16 protein-coding genes and 1 riboswitch are annotated in these 19,406 nt (G+C 72.2%); of the genes, 12 read left to right on the top strand and 4 right to left on the bottom strand.

The genetic code is table 11. The features are described 5' to 3' along the window. Positions 1-71: 71 nt before the first annotated feature. From ACH427_RS01485 to ACH427_RS01465, 5 genes are all read left to right on the top strand, one after another. A complete protein-coding gene (locus ACH427_RS01485; RefSeq protein WP_398867295.1) occupies positions 72-884 on the top strand; it encodes a c-type cytochrome in 813 nt (270 codons plus the stop codon). Continuing rightward, the gene (locus ACH427_RS01480; protein ID WP_398867294.1) at positions 881-1,939 is read left to right on the top strand and encodes a Rieske 2Fe-2S domain-containing protein; all 1,059 of its coding nucleotides are present in this window, start codon (positions 881-883) and stop codon (positions 1,937-1,939) included. The genes ACH427_RS01485 and ACH427_RS01480 overlap by 4 nt, the downstream gene beginning before the upstream one ends. Beyond that, positions 1,936-3,585 carry a cytochrome b N-terminal domain-containing protein gene (locus ACH427_RS01475; protein WP_398867293.1) on the top strand — a complete coding sequence of 550 codons (1,650 nt, stop codon included), beginning with the start codon at positions 1,936-1,938 and terminating at the stop codon, positions 3,583-3,585. Before ACH427_RS01480 ends, ACH427_RS01475 begins: the two co-directional genes overlap by 4 nt. Before the next feature lie 165 nt (positions 3,586-3,750). Then, complete coding sequence (gene trpD / locus ACH427_RS01470; RefSeq protein WP_398867292.1) at positions 3,751-4,815, top strand: anthranilate phosphoribosyltransferase; 1,065 nt, start codon at positions 3,751-3,753, stop codon at positions 4,813-4,815. Between the two features lie 132 nt (positions 4,816-4,947). Then, positions 4,948-5,064, top strand: a riboswitch (SAM riboswitch). Positions 5,065-5,254: 190 nt separating this feature from the next. Continuing rightward, entirely contained in the window at positions 5,255-6,622 is a 1,368-nt protein-coding gene (locus ACH427_RS01465; protein WP_398867291.1) for an aminotransferase class V-fold PLP-dependent enzyme, read from the top strand. Between the two features lie 94 nt (positions 6,623-6,716). On the opposite strand, the gene ACH427_RS01460 is transcribed toward ACH427_RS01465, so the two are convergent. Both ACH427_RS01460 and ACH427_RS01455 read right to left on the bottom strand, forming a co-directional pair. Continuing rightward, on the bottom strand, positions 6,717-6,998 hold the full coding sequence (locus ACH427_RS01460; RefSeq protein WP_398867290.1) for an Lrp/AsnC family transcriptional regulator: 282 nt from the start codon (positions 6,996-6,998) through the stop codon (positions 6,717-6,719). Between the two features lie 10 nt (positions 6,999-7,008). Continuing rightward, complete coding sequence (locus ACH427_RS01455) at positions 7,009-7,773, bottom strand: rhomboid family intramembrane serine protease (protein ID WP_398867289.1); 765 nt, start codon at positions 7,771-7,773, stop codon at positions 7,009-7,011. A gap of 200 nt (positions 7,774-7,973) precedes the next feature. Between ACH427_RS01455 and ACH427_RS01450 the strand changes: the two genes are divergently transcribed. The 5 genes from ACH427_RS01450 (at position 7,974) to ACH427_RS01430 (ending at position 13,686) form a co-directional block, all read left to right on the top strand. Continuing rightward, positions 7,974-8,213: a hypothetical protein gene (locus ACH427_RS01450; protein WP_366006617.1), complete on the top strand. Its 240-nt coding sequence runs from the start codon at positions 7,974-7,976 to the stop codon at positions 8,211-8,213. 19 nt (positions 8,214-8,232) lie between these two features. Beyond that, entirely contained in the window at positions 8,233-9,612 is a 1,380-nt protein-coding gene (locus tag ACH427_RS01445) for an NYN domain-containing protein (RefSeq protein WP_398867288.1), read from the top strand. Positions 9,613-9,887: 275 nt separating this feature from the next. After that, on the top strand, positions 9,888-10,949 hold the full coding sequence (locus ACH427_RS01440; RefSeq protein WP_398867287.1) for an NlpC/P60 family protein: 1,062 nt from the start codon (positions 9,888-9,890) through the stop codon (positions 10,947-10,949). Between the two features lie 251 nt (positions 10,950-11,200). Beyond that, positions 11,201-12,247: an NlpC/P60 family protein gene (locus ACH427_RS01435; RefSeq protein ID WP_398867286.1), complete on the top strand. Its 1,047-nt coding sequence runs from the start codon at positions 11,201-11,203 to the stop codon at positions 12,245-12,247. Positions 12,248-12,297: 50 nt separating this feature from the next. Continuing rightward, positions 12,298-13,686, top strand: a complete 1,389-nt coding sequence (locus ACH427_RS01430; protein WP_398867285.1) for a hypothetical protein — start codon at positions 12,298-12,300, stop codon at positions 13,684-13,686. Between the two features lie 7 nt (positions 13,687-13,693). Here the strand turns inward: ACH427_RS01430 and ACH427_RS01425 are convergent, their stop codons facing one another. Next, positions 13,694-14,941 (bottom strand): glycosyltransferase 87 family protein, encoded by a 1,248-nt coding sequence (locus ACH427_RS01425; protein WP_398867284.1) that lies wholly within the window; start codon positions 14,939-14,941, stop codon positions 13,694-13,696. A 155-nt stretch (positions 14,942-15,096) separates the two neighbouring features. Between ACH427_RS01425 and ACH427_RS01420 the strand changes: the two genes are divergently transcribed. Then, positions 15,097-16,239 carry a glycosyltransferase family 4 protein gene (locus ACH427_RS01420; RefSeq protein ID WP_398867283.1) on the top strand — a complete coding sequence of 381 codons (1,143 nt, stop codon included), beginning with the start codon at positions 15,097-15,099 and terminating at the stop codon, positions 16,237-16,239. Positions 16,240-16,561: 322 nt separating this feature from the next. On the opposite strand, the gene ACH427_RS01415 is transcribed toward ACH427_RS01420, so the two are convergent. Next, on the bottom strand, positions 16,562-18,358 hold the full coding sequence (locus ACH427_RS01415) for an AMP-dependent synthetase/ligase (RefSeq protein ID WP_398867282.1): 1,797 nt from the start codon (positions 18,356-18,358) through the stop codon (positions 16,562-16,564). 267 nt (positions 18,359-18,625) lie between these two features. Between ACH427_RS01415 and ACH427_RS01410 the strand changes: the two genes are divergently transcribed. Beyond that, on the top strand, positions 18,626-19,399 hold the full coding sequence (locus ACH427_RS01410; protein WP_398867281.1) for a metallophosphoesterase: 774 nt from the start codon (positions 18,626-18,628) through the stop codon (positions 19,397-19,399). Positions 19,400-19,406 lie beyond the last annotated feature (7 nt).

Here is a 19,406-nt window from a genome sequence, read left to right as displayed (position 1 = left end):
ATTTCGGTTTCGGTCCGACCGGACCAAACAGTCCAGCATCGACGCAGAAGATCCTGACACCGGGGTAATCCGTGAAAAAGCTCTCCGCACGACGACGCCATCCGCTGGCGGCGGTCGTCGTCCTACTCTTCGCGCTGGCGGTAACTGGGGGGCTGTACGCCGCGTTCGCGCCGGCGGACACGGCCAAGGCCGATGACACCGCCGCCCAGTCCCTTGCCATCGAGGAGGGCAAGAAGCTCTATTCCGTGGGCTGCGCAAGCTGCCACGGCACCGGCGGTCAGGGCACCTCCGACGGCCCGAGCCTCGTCGGCGTGGGCGCCGCGGCCGTCGACTTCCAGGTCGCCACCGGCCGCATGCCGCTCCAGCAGCAGGGTGCCCAGGCGCCGCGCAAGAAGGCGATCTACTCGCCGGCCGAGGTCGACCAGCTCGCGGCCTACATCGCCTCGCTCGGCGCCGGTCCGTCGGTTCCGACCAAGGACCAGTACAGCCCCGACGGCGCGGACATCGCCAAGGGTGGCGAGCTCTTCCGGACGAACTGCGCCCAGTGCCACAACTTCACCGGCAAGGGCGGCGCGCTCTCGAACGGCAAGTACGCTCCGGACCTGACGGACGTCAACCCGAAGCACATCTACGAGGCCATGCAGACCGGCCCGCAGAACATGCCTTCCTTCCCCGACACCACGATGACGGAGAAGAACAAGAAGGACGTCATCGCGTACCTCGACACGGTCAACAGCAGCAAGTCGGAGAGCCCGGGCGGCCTCGAACTCGGTGGCCTCGGCCCCGTCAGCGAGGGCCTGTTCGCGTGGATCTTCGGCCTGGGCGCGCTGATCGCCGTCGCCATCTGGGTTGCCGCCCGGACCGCAAAGGCCAAGAAGTCATGAGTAGCCAAGACATTCCAGAAGAGCACCTGCCGAGCGCGCAGGGCCACACAACCACCGGTGCCGTGACCGAGCCCGCCGGCGACCCGTTCGCCGACCCGGGCCTGCCGCCGCACGAGCACCGCGTCCAGGACATCGACGAGCGGGCCGCCAAGCGCTCCGAGCGCGCGGTCGCCTTCCTGTTCCTGCTGTCGATGGTGGCCACGGTCGGGTTCATCGCCTCGTACGTGTCCATCCCGGTCCACAAGAACATCTACGTCTTCCCGATCGGCCACATCAGCGCGCTGAACTTCGCGCTGGGCCTCACCCTGGGCGTGGCGCTGTTCTGCATCGGCGCGGGCGCGGTCCACTGGGCCCGCACCCTGATGTCCGACGTGGAGGTCGCCGACGACCGGCACGCCATCGCCGCCGAGCCCGAGGTCAAGGCCAAGGTCCTGGCGGACTTCGCGGCCGGTGCCGAGGAGTCGGCGTTCGGCCGCCGCAAGCTGATCCGCAACACCATGTTCGGCGCGCTGGCCCTGGTGCCGCTCTCCGGTGTGATGCTGCTCCGCGACCTCGGTCCGCTGCCGGGCACCAAGCTCCGCAAGACCGCCTGGTCCGAGGGCAAGATGCTGATCAACCAGAACACGAATCAGCCGCTGCGCCCCGAGGACATCCAGGTCGGGTCCCTCACCTTCGCCATGCCCGAGGGCATGAAGGAGGAGGACCACGACTTCCAGCAGAAGATCGCCAAGGCGGCCCTGATGATCGTCCGGCTCCGTCCGGAGAACATCAAGGACAAGAAGGAACTCGACTGGTCGGCGGACGGTATCGTCGCCTTCTCCAAGATCTGCACGCACGTCGGCTGCCCGATCAGCCTCTACGAGCAGCAGACGCACCACGTGCTCTGCCCGTGTCACCAGTCCACCTTCGACCTGTCCGACGGCGGACGGGTGATCTTCGGTCCGGCCGGGCACGCTCTGCCGCAGCTGCGGATCAAGGTCAATGACAAGGGCTACCTCGAGGCGATGGGCGACTTCGCCGAGCCCGTCGGTCCTGCCTTCTGGGAGCGCGGATGAGTACTTCAACGACCGATGCCTACGGCGCCGACGCGCAGGGCAGGCGCAAGGCGCCCGCCGGCGAGCGGGTGGCCGACTGGGCCGACGGCCGACTGGGCGTCTACAGCCTGGCCAAGGCCAACCTGCGCAAGATCTTCCCGGACCACTGGTCCTTCATGCTGGGCGAGGTCTGCCTCTACAGCTTCCTGATCATCATCCTCACGGGTGTGTATCTGACGCTGTTCTTCCACCCGAGCATGGAAGAGACCGTCTACCACGGTCCCTACGTCCCCATGCAGGGCATGCGGATGTCGGAGGCGTTCGCCTCCACGCTGAACATCAGCTTCGACGTCCGTGGCGGTCTGCTGGTCCGGCAGATCCACCACTGGGCCGCGCTGGTCTTCCTCGCGGGCATGTTCGTCCACATGATGCGCGTCTTCTTCACGGGCGCGTTCCGCAAGCCGCGTGAGATCAACTGGCTGTTCGGCTTCCTGCTGTTCGTGCTGGGCATGTTCACCGGCTTCACCGGTTACTCCCTGCCGGACGACCTGCTGTCCGGCACCGGTGTGCGGTTCATGGAAGGCGCGATCCTCTCCTTCCCGATCGTCGGCACGTACATGTCGATGTTCCTGTTCGGCGGCGAGTTCCCGGGCGCGGACTTCGTGCCGCGGTTCTTCTCGATCCACGTCCTGCTGCTGCCGGGCATCATGCTCGGCCTGGTCGTGGCCCACATAATCCTTGTGGCGTACCACAAGCACACGCAGTTCCCCGGCCCCGGCCGGACGAACAAGAACGTCGTCGGCCTGCCGCTGATGCCGGTCTACATGGCCAAGGCCGGAGGCTTCTTCTTCCTGGTCTTCGGTGTGATCGCGGCCATCGCCGCGCTCGCCTCGATCAACCCGATCTGGGCCATCGGCCCGTACCGGCCGGACCAGGTGTCCACCGGCGCCCAGCCCGACTGGTACATGGGGTTCGCCGAGGGTCTGATCCGTGTCATGCCGGGCTGGGAGATCAACTTCTGGGGTCACACGCTCGTCCTGGGTGTGTTCATCCCGATGATGGTCTTCCCCGTGGTCCTGGGTGCCATCGCCGTCTACCCGTTCATCGAGTCCTGGGTCACCGGCGACAAGCGTGAGCACCACCTGCTGGACCGTCCGCGCAACGCCCCGACGCGCACCGCGTTCGGTGTCGCGTGGATCACCGCGTACTTCGTGATGCTCATCGGCGGTGGAAACGACCTGTGGGCCACCCACTTCCACCTCTCGATCAACGCCATCACCTGGTTCGTCCGCATCGGCTTCTTCGTCCTTCCGGTCCTGGCCTTCATCGCCACCCGCCGGATGTGCATGGGCCTCCAGCGCCGCGACAGGGACAAGGTGCTGCACGGCCGCGAGTCGGGCATCATCAAGCGCCTGCCGCACGGTGAGTTCGTCGAGGTCCACGAGCCGCTCTCGCAGGAGCAGCTGCACACCCTCACGGCGCACGAGCAGCCCAAGCCGCTCGAGCTCACGCCCGAGGTCGACGAGAACGGTGTCGAGCGCAAGGCCGGCGCCACGCAGAAGCTCCGTGTGAAGCTCTCCAAGGGCTTCTACGGCGAGGGGACGCACATTCCCAAGGCGACCGCGGAGGAGTTCCAGGAGATCACCAGCGGCCACGGCCACCACTGATCCGCCTCGCACCGGCCCCGGCCGGTCAGTGATCGCTGATCGCCACAGCAAGAGCCCCGTCCAGCGCGTGGACGGGGCTCTTCGCTGTTCCCGGGCCTGGATAGGCTGGGCGGGCAGAGCCCCGGACGGCCGCGGCTCTCCGACCGACCACCAGGAGTGTGGACCATGAACGTTGTGACCCCGGCAGGCGGCGACAGCGCGGTGGCACCCTCCTGGCCGGGTCTGCTGAACACCCTGCTGAGCGGGTCGGACCTCGGCGCGGACGACACCGCCTGGGCCATGGACCGGATCATGCGCGGGATGGCCACCGACGCCCAGATCGCCGGGTTCGCGGTCGCGTTGCGGGCCAAGGGCGAGACCGTCGCCGAGATCTCCGGTCTGGTGCGCGCGATGTACTCGCACGCCAATCTCATCGACGTGCCCGGCCCGAGCGTGGACATCGTGGGGACCGGCGGCGACGGCGCCAAGACCGTCAACATCTCGACCATGGCCTCGATCGTCGTCGCCGGCACGGGCGTGAAGGTCGTCAAGCACGGCAACCGCGCGGCGTCCTCCTCCAGCGGTGCCTCGGACGTCCTGGAGAAGCTGGGCGTCAATCTGGACCTGACGCCGCGGCGGGTGGTGGAGGTCGCCGAGGAGGCGGGCATCACCTTCTGCTTCGCGGTGAAGTTCCACCCCTCGCTGCGCTATGTGGCGGCCGCGCGGCGCGAGTTGGGCATCCGCACCACCTTCAACGTGCTGGGACCGCTCACCAACCCCGCGCAGGTGCGCGCCCAGGCGACCGGTGTCGCCGACGCCCGCATGGCCCCGATCCTCGCCGGCGTGCTCGCCGAGCGCGGCTCCTCGGCGCTGGTCTTCCGCGGGGACGACGGGCTGGACGAGCTGACCACGACCGCGACCTCACGGGTCTGGGTCGTCCGCGACGGCCAGGTCCGGGAACAGCCCTTCGACCCGCGGGACGTGGGCATCCCGCTGGTTCCCGTCGAGGCGCTCAAGGGCGCCGACGCGTCGTACAACGCCGATGTCGCCCGCCGTCTGCTGGCCGGCGAGACCGGCCCCGCCCGGGACGCGGTGCTGCTGAACGCGGCCGCGGCGCTGGTGGCGCTGGACCCGACGGACGCGCCGCTCACCGAGCAGATCGCGGCCGGCATCGCCCGCGCCGCCGAGTCGGTCGACTCCGGGGCGGCGAAGCGGGCCCTGGACCGCTGGGTGGCCGCGAGCAACGCGTAGCGCGCCTTTGGTCCGGGGCGCGGTGATCCCGTGCCCCGGACCGGAGTTCGGCCGTCCGCGGGCGGTGGGGCCGGTGTCCGTGATGCGGACGCCCTTTCCGCCCGACGATCAGTTGTGCCATACTCGCCGCCAGGTCACGAGTGACAGCGACACGGCCCCGGCCCGCTGTCCGGCAACCCTCCTTCCGTGGCGGGGTGCCCCGGGTGATGACCAGGTCGCAGGCAATGAGGTCTGCGGCAAGCGCGGATCCCTCGCCAGGGATCCTGGTTGTCGAGGGAGATCCTCCATGATTCAGCGAATGCGATAGGGCCGAAGGCCCGTTTCCCCCGCGCCCCGCCACGGCACCGCCGTGCGCCGGGTCGCCCTTTCCGCACACCGCAGAGGTCTCTCGCGGGTGCGTGTACACCGCCATTCCGCCTTGTACCCGGGAGAATTCGCCATGTCCGCATGCCCTGTCACCGTCGAGCCCGCCGTCGGCACCGCCCTCCTGCCCGTCCTCGGCCACGACGTCCGCGTCCCGCTCGTCACCGGAGGCGAGGTGACCTACGCGGCCCTGGACTACGCGGCGAGCGCCCCGGCGCTCCAGCGGGTGTGGGACGACGTCGCGGCGTACGCCCCGTACTACGGCAGCGTGCACCGCGGGGCGGGCTATCTCTCGCAGCTGTCGACCGACCTCTTCGAGAACAGCCGGGCGGAGATCGCCGCGTTCCTCGGCTGCCGCGCCGGTGACCAGGTCGTCTTCACCCGCTCGACCACCGACTCGCTCAACCTCCTCGCGACCGTGCTCCCGCGGGGCACCCGGGTGTTCGTCTTCGAGTCCGAGCACCACGCCGCCCTGCTGCCCTGGGAGCGGCGCGCGGACGTCACCGTCACCTACCTCGACGCGCCCCGCTGCCCGCGCCAGGCGGTCGAGATCCTGGAGCGCGCCCTCGCGGACCGCGAGCCCTACGGCCCCGCTCTGGTCTGCGTGACGGGCGCGTCGAACGTGACCGGCGAGCTGTGGCCCGTACGGGAGTTGACGGCCGCCGCCCACGCGCACGGTGCCCGGATCGTCGTGGACGCGGCGCAACTGGTGCCGCACCACCCGGTGGACCTCACGGAGCTGGACGCCGACTGGATCGCCTTCTCCGGGCACAAGCTGTACGCGCCGTTCGGCGCCGGGGTGCTGGCCGGACGGCCGGACTGGCTGCGGGACGCGGAGCCGTACCTCGCGGGCGGCGGCGCCAGCCGCGCGGTGACGCGGGGCGCCGGGGGCGGCGTGGACGTCGAGTGGCACGACACCGTCGCCCGGCACGAGGCCGGCTCGCCCAACGTCATCGGTGCCTACGCCATCGCGTCGGCCTGCAAGGCGCTCCGCGAGGCGGGCTTCGACCGGCTCGTCGAGCGGGAGCGGCAGCTCGTCGCGGCCGTCCGCGAGGGCCTCGCCAAGGTGCCGGGCGTCCGCGTGCTGTCGCTCTTCGGCGACGGCGAAGGGGAGGTCCAGCGCGTCGGCGTCCTCTCCTTCGTCGTCGACGGCTGGAACAGCTCGCACTTCGCGGCGGCGCTGTCCGCGGAGTACGGCATCGGGGTGCGCGACGGGCTGTTCTGCGCCCACCCGCTGGTGCGCACGCTGCTCGGCGGCGCGGGGGACGCGCCCGGCGAGTGCGGCGCGCCGGAGGGGCAGTCCCTCAACGCGGTGCGGGTGAGCTTCGGGGCGGGGACGCCGGACGAGCACGTGGAGCGGTTCGTGCGGGCGGTGGGGGAGCTGGTGCGCGAGGGCGCGCGGTGGTCCTACAGGACGGAGAACGGCCGTTGCGTACCGGCGTGACGGTCGCGCGCACGGGGGCGGGTCCGCGGTTCCCCGCGCCACTCGCGGGGCGCGATCGCGGGCCCGCCCCTCGCTCGACAGCCCCGCCGCAGGGCTACGCCTCCAGCCCGATCGCGAACGCCGCCTCCAGGTCGTGCTGGGAGTACGTGCGGAAGGCGATGTGGGTCTCCGTGGAGGCGACGCCCGGGACCTTGCTGATGCGGCCCGGGATGACGTCCGCCAGGTCGTCGTGGCGGGCCACGCGCACCATGGCGATCAGATCCTGCGCGCCGGTCACCGAATAGACCTCGCTGACGCCCTCCAGCGCGGCGATCTGCTCCGCGATCTCGGGAATCCGGTCGACGTCGGTCTTGATGAGCACGATCGAGGTGATCACGGCTGGGCTCCTATCGGGGGCCGGGGGGTGGGTCCCCGGGGGCTCGCGGCCCGTCGCCGGACGCGGCCGCTCTCTTCACTCTAGCCGCACACCTGTACCGGGCCCACGCGTACAGGAAGCCCAGCGAGAAGCCCAGCACATGGGCGAGGTAGGCCACCCCGGGCCGGTCGCCCGCGGTGCGGGCGGCCAGCCACTGGAGGACGAACCAGAAGAGCAGCACCGCCCACGCGGGGAAGCGCAGCGGCAGGAAGAAGAGGAACGGGAAGAGACTGGTGACCCGGGCCCTGGGGAAGAGACAGAGGAACGCCCCGAGCACCCCGGAGATCGCTCCGGACGCCCCCACCAGCGTCTGGACGGAGTCGGCGTGCACGGCCGCGTAGCCGAGCAGGGCCAGCACCCCGGCGGCGAGGTAGAAGAAGGCGAAGGAGGCCCGGCCCATCCGCTCCTCGGCCATGGCACCGAAGACATGGAGGAAGAGCATGTTCCCCAGCAGATGCAGCCAGTTGCCGTGCACGAAGAGAGCGGTGAGCGGGGTGAGCAGCCGTCCCGGCGAGCCGTGCCAGAGCTCCTCGGGCACCACGCCCCAGCGCTCGAAGTAGGCGGTCTGCGCGACCAGCAGATCGGCGGCGTCCCCATGGGCGCCCGGCGGAGCGGTCAGGCCCGAGGCGGGGCCGAGCAGGAAGACGGCGCAGCAGATGCCGATGAGGGCGTATGTGACCAGAGGTCTGGTCCGGCGGTGGGGCGGTGGGCTCCGGCGCGCTGCCTTTCCGAGCATGGCCAGATCATGGCGTACGGGCAGCAATGCGCACAGAGTGCCTCGCCGGGCCGGGGCCGCACGGCCCGGACCCGGCTGTGCTCCGCGCCGCATGACCATCAGGCCGTAGGGTTACGGGAAACACCCTGGCGGTGACGGCGCCATGCGGGCCCCACGGCGTTGTCGGACACGACGCAGTTGACGAGGACGGACGACGAATCATGGGCGTTCCCCAGCCGACGGACCGGACGCGCTGGCGCTGCACGCTGTGCGGCAATCTGACCCGATTCGATGTCACGCGGACCACCAAGGCTGTGGAATACGTGCACCTCGACCTGGCCGGAGCGCCTCGGGTGGAGGAGCGGGACGTGGTCAGTGAGACGATCGAGTCCGTACGTTGCCGGTGGTGCAACGCGGTCGACCAGATCGAGCTGGTGGACAGGCCGGGCGCGAGCGCCTGAAGAACGGGAGCGGTGAGCGGTGGTTGAGCACACAGGCGGCGCGGACGCGGCCGGTGAACCGGATGACACCGGTGGGGCCGACGGCGTCGCCGAGGTGCTCGACCGGCCCCTGCCCGAGGGCGTGCGGCGGCGGGTCGTCAATCTGGTCGCCGAGGCGTTCGGCGGTCTGACGGTCACCGAACTGCCGCCCGCGCTGCGGCAGTACGCCCGCTTCACCCCCAGCCGCCGGGCCAAGTTCGCGGGCAACGCCATGGCCGCCGCCGTGGAGAACGACGCCGCCTTCCGGCAGCGGATCTCCGCCCGGCTGCGGGAGACGGGCTCCGAGCTGGCCGAGGCGCTCGACTCCGGGGCGCCGCCCGCGGCGGCGGACCCCGAGGACGTCGCGGCCATGGCCTTCGTGCTGCGGCCCACGGGCTGGGTCAAGCTGGTCACCGCGGCCGGCGAGGAGGCCCAGCGGGCGAGCGCCGAGCGGGCCGGCGAGGAGGCCCAGCGCGAGCTGCGGCGGCTGCGCGAGGAGCTGGCCGAGGCCCGCGCCGACGCGCGTACGGAGGCCGACCGGATCCGCGCCGAGCTGGACGCCGCCCGCAAGGAGAACGACGCGATGCAGCGCAAGCTGCGCAGCGCGCTGAGCGATGTGCGGCGCGGCGAGGCGGCGTTGCGCAAGGCGGAGGGCGAGCTGGAGGCCGTACGGGCCGCCGGGGCCGCCGAGAAGGCGGCCGCCCTGGGCGAGGCACGGCGGCTCAAGGCGCGCCTCGCGGAGGCCGAGGCGGGGCTGGAGGCGAGCCGCCGGGCGGTGCGCGAGGGCCGCAGCGTGGAGGACATGCGGCTGCGGCTGCTGCTCGACACCGTCCTGGACGCGGCGCAGGGGCTGCGCCGCGAGCTGGCGCTGCCGCCCGCGTCCACGCGCCCCGCGGACACCGTGGACGCCGTGGAGCCGGGCCGGATGACGCCCAAGGACATCGCCACCCGCGCCCTCTCGGAGACGGACCCGGCGCTCCTGGACCAGCTCCTCGCCCTGCCGCAGGCGCATCTGGTCGTCGACGGCTACAACGTCACCAAGACCGGATATCCGACGATGCCGCTCGACAAGCAGCGGCTGCGGCTCCTGGGCGGCCTGTCGATGCTGGCCGCGCAGACGGGCGCGGAGATGACCTGTGTCTTTGACGGAGCGGAGCTGGCCGCGCCCGTGCTGCTGGCGCCGCCGCGCGGGGTGCGGGTGCTCTTCAGCAAGCCCGGCGTGACGGCCGACGAGCTGATCCGTCAGCTCGTGCGGGCCGAGCCGCCGGGCCGGCCGGTCGTCGTGGTCTCCACCGACCGCGAGGTCGCCGACGGGGTGGCGAAGGCGGGCGCGCGCCCGGTGGCCTCCGCGCTGCTGCTCAAGCGGCTCGCCCGCACCTGACCGCTTGCGCGCGGCTTCTCCCGATGCGGATGGAATGCGAGCCTCCGCATGGTGCCTGAGTGTCCATCAGGCGTCACCCACTGTGTCGCGAGGGTAAAGGATGCGCTTGTGGGGCGTGATTTTCCGCCCGGGGATTTGAACGGATCATGGGGAGGTCACTAAGGTCGGGCCTCGAACCTTCGCGCGGTGATCATCCATTCGGGGTGACGGTGAAGGTCCCGCCGGAACCGCGGACTTCGCGCGGCAGGCGGCTGAGGAAGAAGGAGCTCGTCTCCGTGGCGTCCCACCGTCGACCCAAGCAGCCGGGCCGCACCCGCGTGACCGTGCTGACCGCGACCGCCGCCGCGGCCGTCGCCCTCTCCTCCCAGGCGGCGCACGCCGACTCACCGTCGAAGACGGACGCCAAGGCGAAGGTCGACAAGCTCTACGAAGAGGCGGAGCAGGCCACCGAGAAGTACAACGGGGCCAAGGAGAAGCAGGAGAAGCTCGACAAGCAGGTCAGCGAGCTCCAGGACAAGGTCGCCCGCGGCCAGGAGGAGCTCAACAAGCTCCGCGACAGCCTCGGTTCCCTGGCCACCGCGCAGTACCGCAGCGGCGCCATCGACCCCTCCCTCCAGCTGCTCCTCTCCTCCGACCCGGACACCTTCCTGGAGAAGGCCTCCACGCTCAACCAGCTGAGCGCCAAGCAGGCCGACACCCTGAAGCAGATATCCGAGAAGCAGCGCACCCTCAAGCAGCAGCGTGAGGAGGCGAGCGGCAAGCTCAAGGACCTCGCCGACACCCGCAAGGCACTGGGTGACAAGAAGGAAGAGGTCCAGAGCAAGCTCGCCGACGCCAAGGAGCTCCTCAACTCCCTCAGCGCCAAGGAGCGCGCCGAGATCACCGGCAGCGACGGCAAGGACGCCGGCGGCGGCGCCAAGAGCGGCGGCGGTGACCGCGCCAGCCGCGGTGACAGCCGCCCGGACATCAAGATCCCCGCAGGCTCGGGCCGCGGGGGCGCCGCGCTCGCCGCCGCGCAGTCCGTCATCGGCTCCCCGTACGTCTGGGGCGCGACCGGCCCCGACTCCTTCGACTGCTCGGGCCTGACCTCCTGGGCGTACGCGCAGGCGGGCGTCAACCTGGACCGCACCTCGCAGGACCAGGCCAACGACGGCACCCGCATCTACGACCAGAGCCAGCTCCAGCCCGGCGACCTGGTGCTCTTCTACGGCGACCTGCACCACATCGGCCTCTACGCGGGCAACGGCATGACGCTGCACGCCCCCAAGCCGGGTGCCAGCGTGCGCTACGAGTCGATGGGCAACATGCCCTTCCAGTTCGGTGTGCGCATCGGCTGACGCGCTTGGGCCGAACGGCTGACGTGCCGCCCGTTCGGGCGAATCGCGGCGAGCCCCGCTGACTCCACGCCCCGCCGGTGACCTGCGTCTCCGGCGGGGCGTCAACGTTCCCGCCCCACCGGGTCTTTGAACCGGGGGTGACCGCGCCGCTACTGTCTGGCGCGCGGTACCCGGCACAGTGCTCCGCCCCTCTCCGGGCGGCAGGAGGGCACCGCGCACCCAGTGGAAGAACGGAAGGAGTGCGGCAGCCCGTGGCGTCACACCGTCGTCCCGCGCAGCCCGGTCTCACCCGGGTCACCGTCCTGTCCGCCGCCGTGGCCACCGCGGCCGCCGGCCTGGCGGCGCCCGCCGGGGCCGCGCCCGGCGACCCCTCGGGCACGGCCAAGGGGTCCGGCACGGTGAAGGCACAGGTCGACCGGCTCTACGAGCAGGCCGAGGCGGCCACCGAGAAGTTCAACGCGGCCGGCGAGCGCACCGGCACCCTGCGGCAGAAGGTCGCCCAGGCCACCGACCGCGTCGTCCGCGGCCAGGAGAGCGTCAACCGGATGCGCCGCGCGCTGGGCATGATCGCCACCGCGCAGTACCGCAACGGCGCCGTCGACCCCGCGATCCAGCTGCTGCTGTCCTCGGACCCCGACGCCTATCTGGAACGGGCCGCCGTCCTCGACCGGGTCACGGGCCGTCAGGCCGAGCAGCTCAAGGCGCTCCTGGAGGCGCAGCGCACCCTGCGCCAGGAGCGCGCGGAGGCCGTCCGGGTCCTGGCGCAGCTGGAGGAGAGCAGGCAGGCCGTCGAGCAGCACAAGCGCGAGGTGGAGGGCAAGCTCGCCACGGCCCGCCGGCTGCTGAACGCGCTGCCCGAGCGGGACCGCGAGGCGTACGCCCGGGCCTCGCGCTCCGGCGGGGACCGCTCGGAGGGCTCGCTCGCCGGACTGCCGAACCTCGCCGGCCTCTCCTCGCGGGGGGCGGCCGCCGCGATGGCCGCCCGCTCGGCCGTCGGCTCCCCCTACGCCTGGGGGGCGACCGGGCCGGGCGCCTTCGACTGCTCCGGCCTGATGCAGTGGGCCTACGGGCGCGCCGGGGTGGGCCTGCCGCGCACCTCGCAGGCGCAGCGCAACGCGGGCCGCCACGTCTCCCTGGCCGAGGCCCAGCCCGGGGACCTGGTGATCTACCGCAACGACGCCAGCCACGTGGGCATGTACGTCGGCAACGGACAGGTCGTGCACGCCCCCTACCCGGGCGCCCGGGTCCGCTACGACCCGGCCAACATGATGCCGATTTCGTCCATCACCCGGCCATGAACGCCACCTGAGCGCACGGCGCGGGGCGCGGGGCTCGTACGATGCGGGGCGTGACGGGCCGGTGGAGAGGGAGCGGAGTCCTTGGCGGACGGGTCCGCGGCCTGCCCTCCGGCCGCGCGGTGGCCCGGGCCCCGCGCGGGGCGCTCGTCCGTTCGCTGGTGGCGGGGCTCCTCGCCCTCCAGGCCCTGTGCGGCTGCGGCTCCGTGGGGCTCACCGGCGGTCAGGACGACGAGCGCAAGGCCGTGAGTGCCCTGCTGGACCGGTGGGCCAAGGCGCTGCGGGACCGTGACGAGCGGGCCTTCCTCGCGGCCCTGGACCCCGACGCGACGGGCTTCCGCACCGAGCAGCGCGCGCAGTTCGCCAACCTCGCCGCCGTGCCCCTCGCCTCCTGGGACCACCACCTGGTGCGCACCGGCGGCTTCGCCCCCTCCGGCGGCGACGGCCATCGCGTCGCCGCCGAGGCCGAACTGCGCTACCGGCTGGCGGGCTACGACACCGTCCCGGTCGCCACCACCGAGCGGTTCACGGTCGTACGCAAGGACGACGACCGGTGGTACGTGACGGCCGAGGACACCCGGCACGGCCCCCGGCAGCTCTGGCAGCAGGGCCCGGTCACGGCCGTGCGGGGCGCGCACAGCCTGGTCCTCGGCGTCGGCCAGGACCAGGGGCGGCTGAAGGCCCTCGCCGACCTCGCCGACGCCGCGGTGCCCGCGGTGAGCTCCGCCTGGCGCGGCGGGACGGGCGCACCGGGCACGGCCCCGCCCAAGCTGGAGGGGACGACCGCCACCCCGGCCCGGCACAAGGGCGACTGGCCGGGCAGGGTCGTCGTCGAGATGCCCGCCTCGGTCGACCGGATGGCCGAGCTCCTGGACTCGCCGGCGGCGAACTACCGGGGCATCGCCGCCGTCACCACCGGCGAGGTCGGCGGCTCCGGCAACGCCCCCGCCGACCGGATCATCGTCAACCCCGAGGCGTACGGGACGCTCGGCGACTTCGGCCGCCGCGTCGTCCTCACCCACGAGACCGCCCATGTCGCGACCCGCTCGCTGACCTCGGCCGCGACCCCGCTGTGGCTCTCCGAGGGCTTCGCGGACTGGACCGCCTACCGCGGCACCGGCCGCACCGCCCGCCAGGCCGCCCCCGAACTCGCGCGCGCCGTCGGCGAGGGCAGGCCGCCCGAGGCCCTGCCCACCGACACCGACTTCGGCTTCGCGGGGGAGCAGGGGCGGCTGGCCCGCGCGTACGAGGAGGGGTGGCTGGCCTGCCGCATGATCGCCGAGCACTGGGGCGAGGAGAAGCTCGTCGCGTTCTACCGCGCGGTGGGCGGCCACCAGCGGCGGGCGGGGGCGCTGCCGGCCGCGCTGCACCAGGTGCTGGGCGTCTCGGAGGCCGACTTCACCCGGCGGTGGCGCGCCTATGTGACCCAGCAGCTGGGCTGAGCGGCACTCAGCCGGCGGTCAGCGCCGCCTCCTTCTCCGTGGGCGGGTCCTTCGGCGGGTCCGCCGCACCGGAGCGGTCCGCCCCGGTCACCGTGTCCCGCCACAGCCGGGCGCAGGAGATGACCGTCGCCACCACCAGCAGGGTGTTGCGCAGGGTCAGCGTCGCGACGCCCAGCTTGTCACTGGCCACCACATGGGAGAACCAGATGGGGAATTCGAGCTGGGTCAGCGGAACCGCCAGCAGCACCAGCGCGATGGGCAGGCCCTGACGCGTCGCCCGCATCGTCATGCAGACGGCGGCGAGACCGATCAGCCAGATCACATACTGCGGGCTGATCACCCGGCTCGTCGTGGTGAACAGCAGGACGGCGGCGAACGCCGCGTCGCAGGGCGTGCACGGCGTGAACCTCCGCGCGCGCAGCCGCCACACCAGCAGCCAGCCGAAGGCCAGCACGGTCAGGGCGAGCGCGAGCCTGCTGACGGTGTGGACGTAGCGGCCGAGGAACTCCACCGAGCCGTAGTTCAGCCGGGCGTGACCGTGCCACCCCACGTGCCGGCCCAGGTGGAAGACCAGCGACCCCAGCGACTCCACCTCCGTGCCGCGGGCCCGCTGGAAGTTCAGGAACGCCAGCGCCCCGGGCATCGTCACCGCGAAGAACAGCCCGACGGCCACCGCGCCCAGCGCCGCGGCACTCCAGGCCGCACGGGTGCGAGGGCCCCGGGGCGTCCCGACGAGCAGCAGCACGGGCCAGACCTTCAGCAGCGCGCCGAAGCCCATGAGCGCCCCCGCCAGCCGGGTCCTGCGCCCCGCCGCCAGCAGGGCGGCGACCGCGACGGCCGTCACCATCACGTCATAGCGGGCATAGACGATCGGGCCCAGCAGCGGCACCCCCACCACCCACACCCAGACCCCCTTCACACTGCGCCGGCCGCCCCGCACCGCGTACAGCAGCAGGGCGAGGACCGCGGCGTCCGCGGCGAAGCACACCAGGAAGAACGCCGGGGCGTAGTCGAGGAAGGGCAGCAGTCCCGGGGCGAGCACCGCGAGCGCGGCGGCCGGGGGGTACTGCCAGGTCACGTCGTCGTACGGGAACATGCCGGTGCGCAGCACCCCGTACCAGCCCTGGTAGATCACCTCGATGTCGACGGAGACGTCCGAACCCGGCATCACCCACACCCGGAACACACACAGCAGCAGCACGGCCCGGGTGACGGCCCACACCGCGATCGAGAGCCGCAATCCAGCGCCCGCCATCATTCACCTCGTTCGTCACGGCCCTCACATACGGTGAGCACCCGCTACTGGAAGGCATGATGCCCTTCCGGGCCGCCGGTGGCCGGTGACGTGCCCGGTGCACCCGCCGTTGCCGCCCGATCGCCGCCCCCGCGCACCCGGTACTGTCGGGCCCGATGCACAAGACCCTGATCGTCACCAACGACTTCCCGCCCCGGCCCGGCGGTATCCAGGCATTCCTGCACAACATGGCGCTGCGCCTGGACCCGTCGGAGATCGTCGTCTACGCCTCCACCTGGAAGCGCGGCCAGGAGGGCGCGGAGGCCACCGCCCGCTTCGACGCCGAACAGCCCTTCCGGGTCGTCCGCGACCGCACGATCATGCTGCTGCCCACGCCCCGGGTCACCCGGCGCGCGACCGGGCTGCTGCGGGAACACGGCTGCTCCTCCGTGTGGTTCGGCGCCGCCGCCCCGCTGGGGCTGATGGGGCCCGCGCTGCGCCGGGCGGGCGCCCGGCGGCTGGTCGCCACCACCCATGGCCACGAGGCGGGCTGGGCGCAGCTGCCGGCCGCCCGGCAGCTGCTGCGGCGGATCGGGGAGGGCACGGACACCCTCACCTATCTGGGGGAGTACACCCGCTCCAGGATCGCCGGCGCGCTGACCCCCGAGGCGGCCGCGCGCATGGTCCAACTGCCGCCCGGCGTCGACGAGAGGACCTTCCACCCGGACTCCGGCGGCGCCGCCGTGCGGGCCCGCCTCGGGCTCACCGACCGCCCGGTCGTCGTCTGCGTCTCCCGGCTCGTCCCGCGCAAGGGCCAGGACACGCTCATCCGGGCCATGCCGCGGATCCTGGCGGCCGTGCCGGACGCGGTGCTGCTGATCGTCGGCGGCGGCCCGTACGCGAAGGACCTGCGCGAGCTGGCCGACGCCACGGGCGTCGCCCGCGCCGTCCACTTCACCGGCCCCGTCCCGTGGGAGGAGCTGCCCGCGCACTACGGCGCGGGCGACGTCTTCGCGATGCCGTGCCGTACGCGGCGGGGCGGGCTGGACGTCGAAGGGCTCGGCATCGTCTACCTGGAGGCGTCGGCGACGGGCCTTCCGGTGGTCGCGGGCGACTCCGGGGGAGCGCCGGACGCGGTCCTGGACGGGGAGACGGGGTATGTGGTGCGGGGTGGTTCGGCGGAGCAGTCGGCTGACCGGATCGTGATGCTCCTGCGGGATTCCGCTTTGCGTGAGCGTCTCGGGGCGCGGGGGCGGGCTTGGGTCGAGGAGAAGTGGCGCTGGGATCTGCTGGCGGGGAGGCTGCGGGATCTTTTGTAGGGGGCGGGGTTCGGGTGCGGGTTGCTCGCGCCTGCGGCGGGCTTTTTCCCCAGCCCCGCCCTTTCCCGGCTGCGTCTGATGTGCGGCTCCGCCGCGTGGGGGGCAAGCCCTCAGACCCGCAACACGGCTTCGCCGCGTTGTCCTCAAAATCCCCCAGCTACCTCCCCCGGACTCCGTCCGGGGGGTGTCCCCAAGGGCGCTCCCGCCGCAGGCGGCAACGGACCCGCACTCGGGGGGCTGGGGCACGCGCCCCAGTTCGGGAAGGGGCGGGTAGGGGAAAAGGCCCGCCGCAGGCGTGAACGGTCCGCACCCCACCCCGCCACTACCCCCGGTAAATCGCCTCGATCTCGTCCGCGAAGTCCTTCGCCACAACATTCCGCTTGAGCTTGAGGGACGGCGTCACATGACCCGACTCCTCCGTGAACTGCGCGGGCAGGATGCGGAACTTGCGTACCGACTCCGCCTTCGAGACCGCCGCGTTGCCGTCGTCGACAGCCTTCTGCACGGCGGCGAGGAGGTCCGGGTCGTCCGCCAGCTGGGCCGGGGTCGTGCCGGCCGGCTTGCCGTTGTCGGCGAGCCAGCGCGGGAGGAAGTCCTCGTCGAGGGTGATCAGGGCGCCGACGAAGGGGCGGGCGTCGCCGACGACCATGCACTCGGCGATCAGGGCGTGCGCGCGGATGCGGTCCTCGATCACGGCGGGGGCGACGTTCTTGCCGCCCGCGGTGACGATGATCTCCTTCTTCCGCCCGGTGATCGTGAGGTAGCCGTCCTCGTCGAGCGTGCCCAGGTCGCCGGTGTGGAACCAGCCGTCGGAGAGGGCTTCCTTCGTGGCGGCCTCGTTGTTCCAGTAGCCCTGGAAGAGGTGCTCGCCGTGCAGCAGCACCTCGCCGTCGTCGGCGATCCGGATGACCGACCCGGGCAGCGGCTGCCCGACCGTGCCGATCTTCTGCCGGTCCCAGGGGTTGAAGGCGGTGGCCGCGCAGGACTCCGTGAGGCCGTAGCCCTCCAGGACGGTGAAGCCGATGCCACGGTAGAAGTGGCCGAGGCGCTCGCCCAGCGGCGCGCCCCCGGAGATCGCGTGGGTCGCCCGGCCGCCGAGCACCGCGCGCAGCTTGCCGTAGACGAGCCGGTCGAAGATCGCGTGCTTGATCCGGAGCCCGAGCGACGGCCCGCCGGGGCCGTCCATGGCGCGGCTGTACGCGATGGCCGTGTCCGCGGCCCGGTCGAAGATCTTGCCCTTGCCGTCGGCCTGGGCCTTGGCGCGCGCCGAGTTGTAGACCTTCTCGAAGACGCGCGGGACGCCGAGGATCAGCGTGGGCCGGAAGGCCGCGAGCTCGTCGGTGAGGTTGCGGATGTCGGGCACACAGCCCAGCTTGATGGGCGCGAGCACCGCCGCGATCTCGACCAGCCGCCCGAAGACATGGGCGGTGGGCAGGAAGAGCAGCACGGAGGAGTCGCCCGTGCGGAAGAGCGGTTTGAGCCGCTCCACGGCGTTGCCGCACTCCACGAAGAAGCTGCGGTGGGTCAGCACACAGCCCTTGGGGCGGCCGGTGGTGCCGGAGGTGTAGACGATGGTCGCGGGGGAGTCGGCGCCCGCGAGCGCGCTGCGCTCGTCCACCTCCTCGTCGCTCAGCCCTTCCCCGGCCGCGCCGAGCCGGCCGACGGCGTCGTCCTCGATCCGCCAGACGTGCCGCAGCTCCGGCAGCCGGTCCCTGACGGACTCGACGGCGCTCGCGTGCGCCTCGGTCTCCACGACGCAGGCGACGGCCCCGGAGTCGCCGAGGATCCACTGGATCTGCTCGGCCGAGCTCGTCTCGTAGACCGGCACGGTCACCGCGCCCGCGCTCCAGATCGCGAAGTCCAGCAGCGTCCACTCGTAACGCGTGCGCGACATCAGCCCCACGCGGTCGCCCGGCCGGACGCCCGAAGCCATCAGCCCCTTGGCCGCGGCCCGCACCTCGGCGAGGAAGGCGGCGGCGGTGACGTCCTCCCAGCGGCCGTCGGTCTTGCGCCCTATGACGGCGACGTCGGGGCGCTGCGCGGCGTTGCGGCGGATCAGATCCGTCAGGTTTCCGTCCGCGGGGACCTCGTAGAGGGCCGGAAGGCTGAACTCGCGCAAGACTGCTGCTCCTCGTCGGGCGCCGGCGCCGCCGCGTCTTTGAGGGGCGCTGCGTCGGCTGCGGTCCATGTCAGGCAAGGGGGGTATTGGACTGCCCGGACGTTACCCACCAGTACGGCTTTCGAATAGGGGTGGCGCTCAGATGTTCTGTGCGTCACACGCCACCGGACCGCCTTCCGAACCCTAGCCCCTCCGCTTGGTGACCGGGAAGTAACCGCAGGTCGGCGACCTTCCGGACGGCCGCCCGCACCGCCTAGGGTGATCGGTATGCGAGGTGGCTTCAGAGTTCACGTGGTCAGCGATGTGCACGGCAACAGCGAGGGTCTCGCACGGGCGGGCGACGGCGCCGACGCCGTGGTCTGCCTCGGTGACCTCATCCTCTTCCTCGACTACGCGGACCACTCGCGCGGCATCTTCCCCGACCTCTTCGGCGTCGAGAACGCCGACCGGCTCGTGGAGCTGCGCACCGCCCGCCGCTTCGAGGAGGCCCGTGAGCTGGGCCGCCGCCTGTGGGAGGGCGTCGACCGCGACGCGGCCATCGAGTCCGCGGTCCGCAAGCAGTACGCCGAACTCTTCGCCGCCTTCCCCACCCCCACCTACGCCACCTACGGCAACGTCGACATCCCCCGGCTCTGGCCCGAATACGCCGCTCCCGGCACCACCGTCCTCGACGGCGAGCGCGTCGAGATCGGCGGCCGCGTCTTCGGCTTCGTCGGCGGTGGCCTGAGATCGCCCATGCGCACGCCCTTCGAGATCAGCGACGAGGAGTACGCCGCCAAGATCGAGGCCCTCGGCCACGTCGACGTCCTCTGCTCGCACATCCCGCCCGCCGTGCCCGAACTCTGCTACGACACCGTCGCCCGCCGCTTCGAGACCGGCAGCACCGCGCTGCTGGCGGCGATCCGCGCCACCCGCCCCCGCTACGCCCTCTTCGGCCACGTCCACCAGCCCCTCGCGCGCCGGATGCGCATCGGCGCGACCGAGTGCGTCAACGTCGGCCACTTCGCCTCCAGCGGTACACCCTGGGTGCTGGAGTGGTGACGCGCGC

Origin of the sequence: Streptomyces sp. NPDC020379 (genome assembly GCF_044387105.1) — a bacterium.
In the GTDB taxonomy this organism is placed as follows: domain Bacteria; phylum Actinomycetota; class Actinomycetes; order Streptomycetales; family Streptomycetaceae; genus Streptomyces.
Note: the sequence above shows the minus strand (reverse complement) of the source record. Positions and strands in the feature narration are given on the sequence as shown.